Origin of the sequence: Massilia aquatica (assembly GCF_011682045.1) — a bacterium.
GTDB lineage: Bacteria > Pseudomonadota > Gammaproteobacteria > Burkholderiales > Burkholderiaceae_D > Telluria_A > Telluria_A aquatica.
The window spans coordinates 271957-285922 of the sequence record NZ_VVIW01000007.1 but is presented as its reverse complement, the minus strand read 5'-3'; the positions used below and the strand labels follow the sequence as shown (position 1 = coordinate 285922).

Here is a 13966-nt window from a genome sequence, read left to right as displayed (position 1 = left end):
CAAGGCGCTTACACGATTTCTTCGACTGCCTGGCCGGCCATCAGGATGGCGGCGTGGGACTGGGCGAGGACGCGGTCTTTGCTGTTGCTGGTCAACATCGACAGGATAGCACTATCGTCGAAGCGGAAGCGCGCCAGCATCATGTTGCCGCCGGCCAGCTTCAGGATCTGGGAATTGCTCATGTTTTCGATCAGTTCAGCGATGTCCGCCGAAATCCCGAGACGGAAGATCGCGGTCACTTTGTCGGCGCGAATCATCTGCTGGGCGAGCATCAGGTAGCTCAGGTTCGCATCACGAATTTCAGCCATCATGTCGTTCGCAGTCATTTTCCGTCTCCTTCAATCCGTTGAAATCTGGCGCTGTGTTCGTATTGCCAGTGAGATAGATTCTGACTGTACAGCAACAATACGAGAATAGGCGCGCGCCTGTATTTTGGGTGAGGTACAGATGAGGCAAGTCCGTAGGTGTTCGTCCTACGAACCCTGCCGGATCATGGTCGCGCCCCTATGAGAACGGGGCGGAAAAGCGGATTGTGGGGCGCGGTGTCACTGACCCGTCGACGCGGTTTTTCTGTCGTCTTGTACCGGTTACGTCAAACTTTTGCGGAACTTGAGGGTTTTTTTAAAATAAATTCAAAAAATCTGAAAATATTTTAAATTCCCGCGTGTCTGAGTCATTTACGGCGGCTGGGGGCGGAACTTGAGGGTTGTTTGAAAAAAAATTCAACCGGGGAACAGCCGGGACGCCGTGGCGCGTCCCGGCCGGATTGTTAACGATTAAGCATGCTTGCGATTGTGCTCTGGATAACCGCATCCATCTGTTCGACGTAGGTCAGCGCATTGACCGTTTTCAGCATGGCGCGCGCTTCGGCGGTGGAACGCTGGTAGCTGGCCACTTCGGCCGGCTGGTCGAGCGCATTCGTGAAGTTGGTCGCCACTGCCGCTTTTTTATACAAAGTGGCACCGTCGTTGTACTGCTCCAGGAAGGAAGCGATCGCCAGCGCGAGCCTGCCACGCGTCATGGCTCCGCTGTCGAGTTGGCCTTTCCAATAGGCCAAAGCGCCCGCGTCGGGAGTGCGGTTGACGATATTCTGGTACATCGCCGTCACGAAGGCCGCGTTGTCGCCAGGGTAAAGCGCGCTCGCTTCGGCACTGGCCCCGACCGAGTCGACCAGTGAGCGGATCTGCGTACTATAGTCGTACAACCTGTTGAGCTCCATGAGCGTCGATGGTGCGCCGGTGTCGCGCAAACCATGGGAGAACCCGAGCAGGCCGCTTGGGTCAGCGGGGCGCCCCAGCAGGCTGATGTAGAACTGCTGCGTCACGGTGACGTAAAACACGCTGTTGAGCGACGCCATCAAGTCCAGACGCGGAATGCGCGGAGTCGGTTTCTGGCCCTGCGTGTGGGGAACGATTTCGAGCCCGGTATTGCTTAGCCGTCCCCAGGTCTGCTCCACAGTGTCCCCAGGCGCCGCGTCCGGAGCGCGAAGTACGGCGACGGCACCGGCGACGTGCGGTGCCGCATACGATGTGCCGGATTGGCTGCCGGGCAGGTGGCTGCCGGTGTAGATGATAGCGCCCGGTGCGGCAATATTCACCCAGGGATAACGAGCTGAAAAGCAGGTCATCTGGTTTGTCCGGGCATTGTCATCGTTGCATCCGTGTCCACCTGCATACTTCATGTTTTGGTCGTAGACGGCCCCGACGACCGCCGCCGTTTTGCCCACTGCGGCGCACGCAGGAAAATTCGGCCTCCCGTTCAGTTCGAAGTTATTGCCGGCAGCGATGACGGGAAAGATCCTGAGCGCCCTCAGCCGGTCGAGTGTAGCGCTCATGATTGCGAGGTCGCTGTTACCCGGAGTACACAAGCCGCCGCCACTGTCCTCATATGCCGCGTTCAAATTCAGGGCCACGATATTATATTTCGCCTGATTCTCGATGGCCCAGTCGATACCGGCAAAAATGAGCTTGGGACTGGACGTCTTCCGCACGAAAATGTCGACAACGGCGATCTTCGCCCCTGGCGCCGTCTGGGCCACGACAGCTGCCGCCGTGGTGCCATGATCGGCATCGTCACCGGTCGTGAATCCCGCTTCCGACTTATCGACGATCTCGACTATCCGGCAGGACGGCGGCGGAACCGGGACACCGCAAAAGCCAAGCGAGGGATGCGCGGTTTCGACACCGACGTCAAGCATGGCAACCGTGCTGCCTGTGCCGCGGCGGCCGGTTGCGATGACCTGTGGCTGATGAATTAGGGGCAAGCTCTCGCTGGTCTGCGGCTGCATGGTGACGTTTTCACCGACATGGACGACCAGGGGATGATTCAGCAAGCTCATCAGCCCGGCGTTGTTCTCTACCCGTACCACGGCAAGTGGAAGATGCTTATATTCACGCAGAAACACGACATTGGCGGCGCCGAGTGTTGCCTGGACATTGCGGCGCGTCGCGCCGAACGCATCTTTCTCGATCGCTAGACGCTGCGCCTGTTGCTTGACGGCTGCAGCGCCCGACTGGTCTTGGAACATCACGATCACCTCGCGCTGCTCGCCTCTCGACACCGCGTCGAGCAATTGGGGACGAATCTTTTTCGATGCGGCGGGCGTCAGCCCCGCTTTCACCTGGGCCAGGCTAAGCGATGGCACGGCTGCGCCGGTGGCGGCCTGGGCATATGCCAGGGGTATCCAAAGCGTCAAGGCGAGAACTGGCAAGTGTTTGATTAGTTTCATAGTCACTTTTCTCAAGTAGTAAATCAGGCTGGAAATGTAGCGCAGACAGACCTGCCCACGCATCGACCGGCGTCCGGCGCTCTGGCGGCATGCCCTTGCGACCGACGACAAATCCATGATAAATGACTATTTAATCAATAATTCTTACATTTCAACTTTTCATTTCTTGCAATTTTTCTGAATTCGCGAACAAGCTTTCCGGAGAAGCCCGAATTCTTGTTAAACTCCCGCATTGGCTAAATAGATGAAGCCTAAAGTATTTTTTAAGGTGAACAATGAACCGTAACGACTGCCTGGCCCTCGACGCCGGCGACGCCTTGGCCCCCCTGCGCCAGCAATTCGACCTGCCCGACGGCGTGATCTACCTCGACGGCAACTCGCTGGGCGCCCGTCCGCGCGCCGCCCTCGCGCGCGCCCAGGACGTCATCGCGCGCGAATGGGGTACCGACCTGATCACCAGCTGGAACACGGCCGGCTGGTTCGACCTGCCCAAGCGCCTGGGCGACCGCCTGGCCCCGCTGATCGGCGCAAAAGCCGGCGAAGTCGTGGTCAACGACACCACCTCGCTCAACCTGTTCAAGGCGCTTGCCGCCGCCCTGCACATGCAATCGGGCTCGCCCGAGCGCAAGGTCATCGTCACCGAGCGCAGCAACTTCCCCACCGACCTGTACATGGCCCAGGGCCTGACCAGCTGGCTCGACCGGGGCTACGAAGTGCGCCTGGTCGACTCGGTCGAGCAGCTTGAAGGCGCCATTGGCCAGGACTGCGCCGTGGTCATGCTCACCCATGTGAACTACCGCACCGGCGCCAAGCACGACATGGCCGCCATGAGCCGCCACGCACACGAACAGGGCGCGCTGATCCTGTGGGACCTGGCCCACTCGGCCGGCGCCGTGCCGCTCGACCTGCAAGGCGACGGCGCCGACCTGGCCGTCGGCTGTACTTATAAGTACCTCAACGGCGGCCCTGGCGCGCCGGCCTTTATCTGGGTGCCCGAGCGCAACCAGGCCGCCTTCATCCAGCCGCTGTCGGGCTGGTGGGGCCACGCCCGGCCGTTCGCCATGGCGCCCGAATTCGAGCCGGCCGCCGGCATCGCGCGCGCCCTGTGCGGCACCCAGCCGATCGTCTCGCTGACCCTGGTCGAATGCGGACTGGAGATTTTCGAGCAAACCAGCATGCAAGCCATCCGCGCCAAGTCGCTGGCCCTGACCGACCTGTTCATCGCCCTGGTGGAAGAACGCTGCGCCAGCCATCCGCTCGGCCTTGCCACCCCGCGCGAGCACGCGCGGCGCGGCAGCCACGTGAGCTTTACCCACCCGCACGGCTACGCGGTGATGCAGGCCCTGATCGCGCGCGGCGTCATCGGCGACTACCGCGAGCCGGCCATCATGCGCTTCGGCTTCACGCCGCTGTACACCAGCTTTGCCGAGGTCTGGGACGCGGTCGAGATCCTGCGCCAGATCCTCGATGACCGAGCCTACGATATTGCCGCCAGCCGCGGCGCAGTCACCTGAACCAACATCCTGAGAGCACACCATGTCCGATGAAGCAACATGCCCGGCCCAATGGCACGGCGCCAAGATGGATTTCAGCGAAGCGATGAGCTACGGCGACTACCTGGGACTCGACCAGATCCTGGGTGCCCAGCATCCGCGCTCGCCCAACCACAATGAAATGCTGTTCATCGTGCAGCATCAGACCAGCGAGTTGTGGCTCAAGCTGATGCTGCACGAACTGCAGGCGGTGCGCACCAACCTGCGCGCCGGCGAACTGGCCCCGGCCTTCAAGATGCTGGCGCGGGTGGCGCGCATCATGGACCAGCTGGTGCATGCGTGGGACGTGCTGGCCACCATGACGCCGCCCGAGTACACCGCCATCCGTCCGTACCTCGGGGCCTCGTCGGGCTTCCAGTCGCACCAGTACCGCGAACTTGAATTCCTGCTCGGGAACAAGAACGCGGCGCTGTTGAACGTGCATGAAACCGCGCCGGCCGCGCACGCGGTGCTCGATCGCGAACTGCGCGCGCCCTCGGTCTACGACGAAGCGGTCATGCTGCTCTCGCGCAGCGGCTTTGCCATCGCGCCCGAACGCCTGAACGCCGACTGGACCCTGCCCACGCAAGCCGACGAATCGGTCAAGGCGGCCTGGCTCGAGGTGTACAAGGACCCCTCGCAGCACTGGGCCTTGTACGAACTGGCCGAAAAGCTGGTGGACATGGAGACCGCCTTCCGCTTCTGGCGCTTCCGCCACGTGACCACGGTCGAACGCATCATCGGCTTTAAAACCGGCACCGGCGGTACGGCCGGCGTGAGCTACCTGCGCAAGATGCTCGACGTGGTGCTGTTCCCCGAGTTGTTCGCGCTGCGCACGGCCCTGTAAGCAGCGCAAGACCCGATCCCGACTGCACTTGCCGTGAGTCAGTGTATCTTGCATGACGCAGATCGGGAACGTTTCCATTGACTTCGTCCTCCCCCTGATGTCAAATGCTCCACAGTCAACTGAAAACGATTTCAAACCTAAATCAGAGACTACCGCAGCGCCATGCGCGCCGAGCAAACATCGAGATGGCAGCAAGCCCGATCCCGCCACTGGCCCGTCGCCCCTCGCTCACCGACATCCATTCAGGAGACAATAGCGATGAGCATGACCCTCAAGAACGCAGCAGCATCCCGCACTTTGACCCGCCTTGCCGGCGCCCTTGCGCTGTCGCTGTGCGCCGGCGCCGCGCTGGCCGACGTGCCGGCGCTGTCGGTGGCCGGCAACCAGGTGCTGGTCGGCGGCAAACCGGGCAGCATCAGCGGCAGCAGCCTGTACTGGTCCAACAACGAATGGCCCGGCGCGCGCTTCTACAACGCCGGCGCGGTCGGCTGGCTCAAGGACGACTGGAAGGCCACCCTGGTGCGCGCCGCCATGGGCGTGGAAGACAAGGGAGGCTATATCGAGTTCCCGGCCGAGAACAAGGCGCGCGTCAAGGCCGTGGTGGACGCCGCCATTACCAGGGACATGTACGTCATCATCGACTGGCACTCGCACTACGCCTTCCGCCACCAGAACGAGGCGATCGCGTTTTTCCAGGAGATGGCGCGCACCTACGGCAACAACAAGCACGTCATCTACGAGATCTACAACGAGCCGAAGGACGACGTCACCTGGGACGCCCACGTCAGGCCGTACGCGCAGGCGGTGATCGCGGCGATCCGCGCGATCGACCCGGATAACCTGATCATCGTCGGCTCGCCGCACTGGTCGCAGGACGCCGACATCGCCTCGCGCAACCCCATCACGGGGCACTCCAACATCGCCTACACCCTGCACTTCTACGCCGGCAACCACACCCAATACCTGCGCGACAAGGCTGCCACCGCCATGAACAACGGCCTGGCCCTGTTCGTAACCGAATGGGGTTCGGTCAATGCAGACGGCAACGGCGGCGTGAACTACCCCGAAACCAACGCCTGGATCGACTTCATGCAGAAGCACAAGCTGAGCAACGCCAACTGGGCGCTGGACGACGCCCGCGAGGGTTCGGCCAGCCTGGTGCCGGGCGCCAGCTCCACCGGCGGCTGGGCCAACTGGGACCTGACCGAATCGGGCAAGCAGGCGCGCGAGACGGTGCGCAACTGGCCGAAGGTGACCGACGCCGGCTGCGCCACGGCCGGCGTGCCGTCGACCATCCAGGCCGAAGCCTGGTGCCAGATGAGCGGCGTGCAGCTTGAAACCACCCTGGACGCCGGCGGCGGCCAGAACGTCGGCTATATCGACAGCGGCGACTGGATGAACTACACGGTCGACGTGCCCGCCGCCGGCCTGTACACGGTTTCGTACCGCGTGGCCAGCGCCAATGGCGGCGGCAGCATCAGCCTGGAACGGGCGGGCGGCAGCCCGGTGTTCGGCACCATCGCGGTGGGTGCCACGGGCGGCTGGCAAAACTGGAACACCATCTCGCACAATGTGCAGCTCCCGGCCGGCAAGCAGTCGATCGGCATCGCGGCCAAGGCCGGCGGCTTTAACCTGAACTGGATCGGCATCGCCGCCGCCGGATCGGGCGGCCAGATCGCGCTGATCCAGGCCGAAGACCACGCCAGCATGAGCGGGGTGGAGTCGGAGCAGACGACCGACGCCGGTGGCGGCAGGAACGCCAGCCATATCGAGACGGGCGACTGGATGTCGTACACCAACTCACCGGTGACGATTCCCGAAACCGGCACCTACACCATTGAATTCCGGGTCGCCAGCCCGAGCGGGGGCGAACTGAGTTTCGAGGAAGCCGGCGGCAAGCCGACCTACGCCACGGTGGCGCTGCCGGCCACCGGCGGCTGGCAGAACTGGGCGTCGGTCAACAAGACCGTCACGCTCAATGCCGGCAGCCACTCCTTCGGGGTGTATGCGAAACAGGGCGGCTGGAACCTGAACTGGATCAAGGTCAGCAAGGGCGCGCGCTAAGCCGGACAGGCGCCACACCAGGCGGGCGGCGGCGCTGTGACGATCTGCGCCGCCGCTCACCACCTGCGTTACCATGTCGATAACAATCACTTTATCGATGCGGTGCTCGCGGCCGTCCATCGCACCTGAGAAGATGCAACTGATAGCGGAAAAACTCGGCAAATCCGACAAACTCGACCGCCTGCGCTACGTGCGCGACGACGGCAGCAGCACCCAGACCGCGATGCCGCGCCAGGGCATCCTGCCGCACGACCTGGTTCACTACGTGGTCGAATCGCGGCTGGGACTGCGCAACGGCTTCACCGGACTGGTTGCGCGCGGCGCCGAGGCCAGCTTCGCCATGGAGATCGCCCACGATCCGGCCGGCAGGCAGGTGGAAACCGAGGCGATCCAGGTCGAAGCAGTGGTCGAAGCGCTCCAGACCCAACTCTGGAGCGGCCGCTTCGACCAGGCCGACTTCACCGAAGCGGTGCGCACGGCGTGCATGGCACGCGAGCGCGCGCCCTTTGACCTGGCCGGGATCGACGCGCACGCACTGCTGTACGAGGGTGCATTGGCGTTGACGGCGCGCTGGGCGTCCGTGCCCTTTCATGGATCGCTGACCCTGTCCTTCTGAGCGCGCACCCGCACGCCCGCGTACGCGACCGGTGCGGTGTTTAGTCGTACAATCGATCCTATCGACTCACTTACGGCGGAGGGCTAATGGATTGCGATGTACTGACTTTGGCGGGGATCTGGAACTCGGGCCCGTCGCACTGGCAAACGCATTGGGAACAGCGCAACCCCAAGTGGAAGCGGGTCGCGCATCGCGACTGGAACAATCCCGATTGCCACGAATGGGTCGATGAACTCGACGCGGCCATTGCCATGAGTGAAGGGCCGCCGATTCTGGTGGCGCACAGCCTGGCGTGCGGTTTGGTGGCACACTGGGCGCGTTCGGAATCAACGCTCGGTATCGGCGGGGCCTTGCTGGTGGCGCCGGCCGATGCCGATGCAAGCTCGTTTCCATCCGAGGCGGTGGGGTTTGCACCGATGCAGCTGCAAAAGCTGCCATTTCCGAGCATCGTGGTGGCCAGCACCAACGATCCCTACGTGTCGATCGAACGCGCACGCGCGTTTGCCCAGGCGTGGGGCAGCCGCTTCGTCGAGATTGGCGACGCCGGACATATCAATGGGGAGAGCGGGTACGGCGACTGGCCGGAGGGGGAAAAACTGTTGGGGGAGTTGTGCGAGCAGGTGTCGGTATAGACAGCGCTGTCAGTTAATACCACGCTATCCTTAAGACCGTCGTTCCCGCGCAGGCGGGAACAACGGTTTTCGGGTTTATGGTGCTAGATAAAAGCCTTACTTCGCCCCGGCCAGCAGCATCTCGTTCAAGCGCTTGACGAACGTCGCCGGATCGCTGAGCGAACCGCCTTCAGCCAGCAGCGCCTGGTCGAACAGGATGTGCGCCCAATCGCCGAACTGGGTGCTGGCCGCGTCTTCGTTCTTCAAGCGCGTCACCAGCGGGTGGTTCGGGTTGATCTCCAGGATCGGCTTCGATTCCGGCGCACTCTGCCCGGCCGCCTTCAGCATGCGCAGCAGGTTCCCCGACAGCTCGTTTTCATCGGCCACCAGGCAAGCTGGCGAATCGGTCAGGCGGAACGTCACGCGCACGTCCTTGGCCTTTTCGCCCAGCGCCGCCTTCATGCGCTCGACCAGGTCCTTGTAGGAGGTCTCGGTTTCTTCGTGTTCCTTCTTCTCGGCTTCGTCTTCCAGGCCGCCCAGATCGAGGCCGCCCTTGGCCACCGACACCAGTTCCTTGCCTTCGAACTCGGTCAGGAACGACAGCATCCATTCATCGACGCGGTCGGTCATCAACAGCACTTCCACGCCCTTCTTGCGGAAGATTTCGAGGTGCGGACTGTTCCTGGCGGCGGTGTAATTGTCGCCGGTGACGTAGTAGACCTTCTCCTGGCCTTCCTTCATGCGCCCGATATAGTCGGCCAGCGAGGTAGTCTGGTCGGCGTTCTCGTTGGCGGTCGAAGCGAAACGCAGCAGCTTGGCGATGCGTTCGAGGTTGCCGGCGTCTTCGCCAATGCCTTCCTTGAGCACCTGGCCGAATTCCTTCCAGAAGGTGGTGTACTTGTCCTTCTTTTCCTGCTCTTCGGCGTTGGCCAATTCTTCGAGCATGCCCAGCACGCGCTTGGTCGAGCCTTCGCGGATCACCTTCACATCGCGCGACTCCTGCAGGATCTCGCGCGACACGTTCAGCGGCAGGTCGTTCGAGTCGATCACACCCTTGATGAAGCGCAGGTAGGCCGGCATCAGCTGCTCGGCATCGTCCATGATGAACACCCGCTTGACGTACAGCTTGATGCCGCCGCGCTTGTTGCGGTCCCACAGGTCGAACGGGGCGTGGCTCGGCACATACAGCAGTTGCGTGTATTCGCTGCGGCCCTCGACCCGGTTATGGGTGTGCGCCAGCGGCGCCTGGAAGTCGTGCGAGACGTGCTTGTAGAATTCCTCGTACTGCTCGGGCGTGATGTCGTTCTTGCTGCGGGCCCACAGCGCGCTGGCCTGGTTGACCGTCTCGACTTCGTCCTTGACGACGGTCTCGCTTTTCTCGGCGTCCCACTCGTCCTTTTGCATCACGATCGGCAGCGAGATGTGGTCCGAGTACTTGCGGATGATCGATTTCAGCTTCCAGCTCGACAGCAGCTCGTCCTCGCCTTCGCGCAGGTGCAGGATGATGTCGGTGCCGCGCGCGGTTTTTTCGATCGCTTCGACGCTGTAATCGCCCTCGCCGGCCGACTCCCAGCGCACGCCCTCGGACGCCTCGGCGCCGGCGCGGCGGGTTTCGACCGTGATCTTGTCGGCCACGATAAAGCCCGAATAGAAGCCCACGCCGAACTGGCCGATCAGGGCCGCGTCGGCCTGCTGGTCGCCGGACAGTTTGCCGAAGAATTCCTTGGTGCCCGACTTGGCGATGGTGCCCAGGTGCGAAATGACTTCGTCGCGGCTCATGCCGATGCCGTTGTCGGAAATGGTGACCGTGCGCGCTTCTTTGTCGAAGGCGACGCGGATTTTCAGTTCGTGGTCGTTGCCGTACAAAGCGTCGTTATTGATCGCCTCGAAGCGCAGCTTGTCGGCCGCGTCGGACGCGTTCGAAATGAGCTCGCGCAGGAAGATCTCCTTGTTCGAGTACAGGGAGTGGATCATCAGTTGCAGCAACTGTTTTACTTCTGCTTGAAAACCAAGGGTTTCTTTTTCGGCAACAGCCATTTTTAGTCCTCGTGTAAGACGGGTTGAACGGATTGGGCAGAAATGGGGGTGTTCCGGGCGATTTCAAGGCCTGCGAACTCAGCGCCCCAGTTCCCGGGCCAGAAATTCCCAGACATCCGGCTCCTGGGAGGTCGAGACATTCATGCGCATCCGGGTCGACGGCAGCTGGCTGGGCGAAAACAGCGCCCCCGGCGCCAGCAGCAAGCCGGCGGCCAGGGCGCGTTCGGCCAGGGGAATGGTGTCGATGCCGGCGTCGGCCCAGATGAACATGCCGGCCGGCGGCGCCACGGCGATCTGCAGGCCGGCCTTCTCCATCTGGCGCGCCGTACGCGCGCGCACCGCGTCGAGGCGGGCGCGCAGGCGGTCGGCGTGCTTGCGGTACAAGCCCTCGGAGAGCACCTTGTACACCACGCGCTCGCCGATATCGCTGGTGGTGAGCGTGGCCAGCATCTTGCGGTCGCACAGGCGCTGCGCCCATTCGGGCGAGGTGGCGATAAAACCGACCCGCAGGTTGGCCGCCAGCGACTTGGAAAAGCCGCCCAGGTAAATAACCCGTTTGAGCTGGTCGAGCGCGGCCATGCGCGTGGCCGGCTGCACCGCGCTGCCGGGATGCAGGTCGCAGTAGATATCGTCTTCGACGATGGTAAAGCCGTGTTCCTCGGCGATGCGCAGCACCTGGAACGCCTTGGCCGCCGACAGCGAGGTGGAGGTCGGGTTGTGCAGCACCGAATTGATCACGTACAGCTTCGGTTTATGCAGCGCCGCCATGGCGGCCAGCTGGGCGATGTCGGGGCCGTCGGCCAGGCGCGCAATGCCGACCACCTTCAGGCCCATCGCCGCGAACGCGCCGAACATCAGGAACCAGGCCGGGTCGTCGACGAAAATGGTGTCGCCGGGGCGGGTGAATTCGCGCGCCACCAGGTCCAGCGCCTGGGTCACGCCGACGGTGGTGACGAACTGCTCGGGCGCGGCATCGATTTCGAGTTCGGCCAGTTTCAGCTGGAGCTGCTGGCGCAGCGGCAGGAAGCCCTGCGGCATGCCGTAGTTGACCAGCAGCGCGGCGCTCTGGCGGCTGACCGCGCGCAGGGCGTTGGCGATCATCGGGCCGTCCAGCCATTCGGACGGCAGCACGCCGGAACCGGGCACGCGCTGCGACGGCGCGGGACGGAACATGTTGCGGATCAGCCAGACCACATCGAGCGGCTTGGTTTCCAGCGGCGCCGGGGCGGCGTCCGGCACCGAGCGCTCGCCGGCGTTGAGCGGCGAGCGCTCGCGCACAAAAAAACCGGCGCCGCGGCGCGACTCCACGTAGCCCTTGGCCACCAGCTTGTCGTAGCTGGCCACCACCGTGAAGCACGACACGCCGTGGGTCGCCGCGAACTGGCGGATCGACGGCATGCGCGCACCGCTGCGCAGCAGCTTGTCGTCGATGCGGCTCGAGACCGAGCGCACGATCTGGTCGATCAGCGTTTCGCCCGAGCCGCGCGTGAGCAGGCCGATGGCGGGAATGCTTGTATTGGTCATGGCACCATCACAGTATGCGTAATTATGTGGATAAGTGTATTTGTACTGTACTGGTTATATCGTCTAGGATACACCCATCGATCCACCTTTGAAAGCGCGCCATGTACTTGCCGTCCCTCGCCGACCTCGATGCCGCCGCGGCCCTCGTTTACCGCGCCATGCCGCCCACGCCCCAGTATTCGTGGCCGCTGCTGAACGAGGCGCTCGGCACGAACGCCTGGGTCAAGCACGAAAACCATACCCCGCTCGGCACCTTCAAGGCGCGCGGCGCGGTGGTCTATCTGGACGCGCTGGTGCGGCGCGCGCCCGAGGTGCGCGGCATCATCGCCCCGACCCGCGGCAACCACGGCCAGGCGATCGCCTTCAGCGGCGCGCGCCTGGGACTCGATGTGACGGTGGTGGTCCCGCACGGGAACAGCGTCGAAAAGAACGCCTGCATGCGCGGCCTGGGCGCGCGGGTGATCGAACATGGCCACGACTTCCAGGAAAGCCGCGAGCACGCGCTGGCCCTGATGCGCGACGAAGGCCTGCACATGGTGCCCTCGTATCACGAGGACCTGGTGGCGGGCGTGGCCAGCGGCTGGCTCGAACTGTTCCGCGCCCAGCCCGACCTGGACCTGGTGCTGGTGCCGATCGGCCAGGGCTCGGGCATCTGCGGCGCGATCGCGGCGCGCCACGCGCTCGGGGTCAAGACCCGCATCATCGGCGTGGTGTCGAGCCATGCGCCGGCCTACCAGCGCTCGTTCCGGGCCGGGTACAGCATCGAGGCGGCGGTCAGCACCGTGGTGGCCGACGGCCTGGCGTGCCGGGTGGCCGACGCCGCCTCGCTGGCGGCGGTGCTCGAATGCGCCGACGACGTGCTGGCCGTGAGCGACGACGAAGTGGCGCGCGCCATGCGCCTGTATTACCGCTGCACCCACAACCTGGCCGAGGGCGCGGGCGCGGCGGCGCTGGCGGCGGCCATGCAGATCAAGGACGGGCCGCTCATCCGGGGCAAGAAGATCGGCCTGCCGCTCACTGGCGGCAATGTCGACGCCGCGCTGTTCCGCCACATCCTGCAAGGAGCCTGAGCCATGACGACCACCTTGACGATAGCGGCGCGCCCGGGCATGTCGGACGAGAGCGCCGGGATGCTGCTGGGGCTGGCCGGGGTCGCCCTGTTCAGTCTGACGCTGCCCTTCACGCGGATGGCGGTGGCCGGGCTCGAGCCGGTCTTCGTCGCGCTCGGGCGGGCGCTGGTGGCGGCCCTGCTGGCGGCCATCTGGCTGCTGTGGAAGCGCGCTCCGCTACCGCCGAGATCGGCACTGTGGCCGCTGGCGATGGTGTCGCTCGGCTGCGTGATCGGCTTTCCGTGGCTCACTTCGATTGCCCTGCGCAGTTTGCCGGCATCGCATGGCGCGGTGCTGGTCGGCATCCTGCCGCTGGCCACGGCGCTCGCCTCCGCGCTGCGCGGCAACGAAAAACCGTCGCTTGGCTTCTGGCTCACCGCCTTGGCCGGTTCCGCCATTGTGATCGGTTTTGCCCTGCGCCAGAGCGGTGGCAGCTTCCACCAGGCCGACCTGCTGATGTTCGGCGCCGTGGCGGCCGCCGCGGTGGGCTACGCCGAGGGTGGCAAGCTGTCCCGCAGCATGGGTGGCCAGCAAGTAATCAGTTGGGCGCTGGTCTTGTCGGTGCCGCTGGTAATGCCGCTGGTTATTTGGCTGGCATGGCCGCAGCTGGACCGTATGGCCGAGGCCGGTGCGCGGGCATGGATCGGCTTTGCGTACGTGTCGGTATTCTCGATGTTCATTGGCTTTTTCTTCTGGTACCGAGGCATGGCGCGCGGCGGCATTGCCCGGGTGGGTCAAGTGCAACTGCTGCAACCGTTCATGACCCTGGCTGGCGCCTGGCTGCTGCTGGGCGAACCGCTGGAGCTGGCCAACATCGGCTTCGCCCTCGCCGTGATTGCCGTGGTCGCCATCGGCCGCCGCATGCAAATCAAACGCTAACCCCGCCAACCGGGGTCAG

Annotated in this window: 11 protein-coding genes; 7 read left to right on the top strand and 4 right to left on the bottom strand. The window is 63.9% G+C overall.

Annotated features, from left to right (window positions below; all coding sequences use genetic code 11):
* Nucleotides 1-8: 8 nt before the first annotated feature.
* On the bottom strand, nucleotides 9-326 hold the full coding sequence (flhD, locus tag F1609_RS15260) for a flagellar transcriptional regulator FlhD (RefSeq protein WP_126075177.1): 318 nt from the start codon (nucleotides 324-326) through the stop codon (nucleotides 9-11).
* A 443-nt stretch (nucleotides 327-769) separates the two neighbouring features.
* Complete coding sequence (locus F1609_RS15255; protein WP_167077249.1) at nucleotides 770-2791, bottom strand: S8 family serine peptidase; 2022 nt, start codon at nucleotides 2789-2791, stop codon at nucleotides 770-772.
* 212 nt (nucleotides 2792-3003) lie between these two features.
* Here F1609_RS15255 and kynU point away from each other — a divergent pair, with 212 nt between their 5' ends.
* The 5 genes from kynU to F1609_RS15230 all read left to right on the top strand — a co-directional run bounded on the left by kynU (nucleotide 3004) and on the right by F1609_RS15230 (nucleotide 8419).
* Entirely contained in the window at nucleotides 3004-4242 is a 1239-nt protein-coding gene (kynU, locus tag F1609_RS15250) for a kynureninase (RefSeq protein ID WP_167077248.1), read from the top strand.
* 22 nt (nucleotides 4243-4264) lie between these two features.
* Complete coding sequence (kynA, locus tag F1609_RS15245) at nucleotides 4265-5107, top strand: tryptophan 2,3-dioxygenase (RefSeq protein ID WP_167077247.1); 843 nt, start codon at nucleotides 4265-4267, stop codon at nucleotides 5105-5107.
* 258 nt (nucleotides 5108-5365) lie between these two features.
* A complete protein-coding gene (locus tag F1609_RS15240) occupies nucleotides 5366-7171 on the top strand; it encodes a carbohydrate-binding protein (RefSeq protein WP_167077246.1) in 1806 nt (601 codons plus the stop codon).
* A 133-nt stretch (nucleotides 7172-7304) separates the two neighbouring features.
* A complete protein-coding gene (locus tag F1609_RS15235) occupies nucleotides 7305-7787 on the top strand; it encodes a hypothetical protein (protein ID WP_167077245.1) in 483 nt (160 codons plus the stop codon).
* Between the two features lie 86 nt (nucleotides 7788-7873).
* A complete protein-coding gene (locus F1609_RS15230) occupies nucleotides 7874-8419 on the top strand; it encodes an RBBP9/YdeN family alpha/beta hydrolase (protein ID WP_167077244.1) in 546 nt (181 codons plus the stop codon).
* 96 nt (nucleotides 8420-8515) lie between these two features.
* Here the strand turns inward: F1609_RS15230 and htpG are convergent, their stop codons facing one another.
* Entirely contained in the window at nucleotides 8516-10435 is a 1920-nt protein-coding gene (htpG, locus tag F1609_RS15225; RefSeq protein WP_167077243.1) for a molecular chaperone HtpG, read from the bottom strand.
* 78 nt (nucleotides 10436-10513) lie between these two features.
* Nucleotides 10514-11959, bottom strand: a complete 1446-nt coding sequence (locus tag F1609_RS15220) for an aminotransferase-like domain-containing protein (protein ID WP_167077242.1) — start codon at nucleotides 11957-11959, stop codon at nucleotides 10514-10516.
* A gap of 101 nt (nucleotides 11960-12060) precedes the next feature.
* Here F1609_RS15220 and F1609_RS15215 point away from each other — a divergent pair, with 101 nt between their 5' ends.
* Both F1609_RS15215 and F1609_RS15210 read left to right on the top strand, forming a co-directional pair.
* Nucleotides 12061-13029, top strand: a complete 969-nt coding sequence (locus F1609_RS15215; protein ID WP_167077241.1) for a threonine dehydratase — start codon at nucleotides 12061-12063, stop codon at nucleotides 13027-13029.
* A gap of 3 nt (nucleotides 13030-13032) precedes the next feature.
* Nucleotides 13033-13947: a DMT family transporter gene (locus F1609_RS15210; RefSeq protein ID WP_229421895.1), complete on the top strand. Its 915-nt coding sequence runs from the start codon at nucleotides 13033-13035 to the stop codon at nucleotides 13945-13947.
* Nucleotides 13948-13966 lie beyond the last annotated feature (19 nt).

What these genes read in the sequence shown, in the direction of transcription:
- F1609_RS15220 (WP_167077242.1), bottom strand. Translation starts at nt 11,959, where the DNA reads ATGACCAATACAAGCATTCCCGCCATCGGCCTGCTCACGCGCGGCTCG.
- kynA (WP_167077247.1), top strand. Translation starts at nt 4,265, where the DNA reads ATGTCCGATGAAGCAACATGCCCGGCCCAATGGCACGGCGCCAAGATG.
- htpG (WP_167077243.1), bottom strand. Translation starts at nt 10,435, where the DNA reads ATGGCTGTTGCCGAAAAAGAAACCCTTGGTTTTCAAGCAGAAGTAAAA.
- F1609_RS15215 (WP_167077241.1), top strand. Translation starts at nt 12,061, where the DNA reads ATGTACTTGCCGTCCCTCGCCGACCTCGATGCCGCCGCGGCCCTCGTT.
- kynU (WP_167077248.1), top strand. Translation starts at nt 3,004, where the DNA reads ATGAACCGTAACGACTGCCTGGCCCTCGACGCCGGCGACGCCTTGGCC.
- flhD (WP_126075177.1), bottom strand. Translation starts at nt 326, where the DNA reads ATGACTGCGAACGACATGATGGCTGAAATTCGTGATGCGAACCTGAGC.
- F1609_RS15235 (WP_167077245.1), top strand. Translation starts at nt 7,305, where the DNA reads ATGCAACTGATAGCGGAAAAACTCGGCAAATCCGACAAACTCGACCGC.
- F1609_RS15255 (WP_167077249.1), bottom strand. Translation starts at nt 2,791, where the DNA reads ATGCGTGGGCAGGTCTGTCTGCGCTACATTTCCAGCCTGATTTACTAC.
- F1609_RS15240 (WP_167077246.1), top strand. Translation starts at nt 5,366, where the DNA reads ATGAGCATGACCCTCAAGAACGCAGCAGCATCCCGCACTTTGACCCGC.
- F1609_RS15210 (WP_229421895.1), top strand. Translation starts at nt 13,033, where the DNA reads ATGACGACCACCTTGACGATAGCGGCGCGCCCGGGCATGTCGGACGAG.
- F1609_RS15230 (WP_167077244.1), top strand. Translation starts at nt 7,874, where the DNA reads ATGGATTGCGATGTACTGACTTTGGCGGGGATCTGGAACTCGGGCCCG.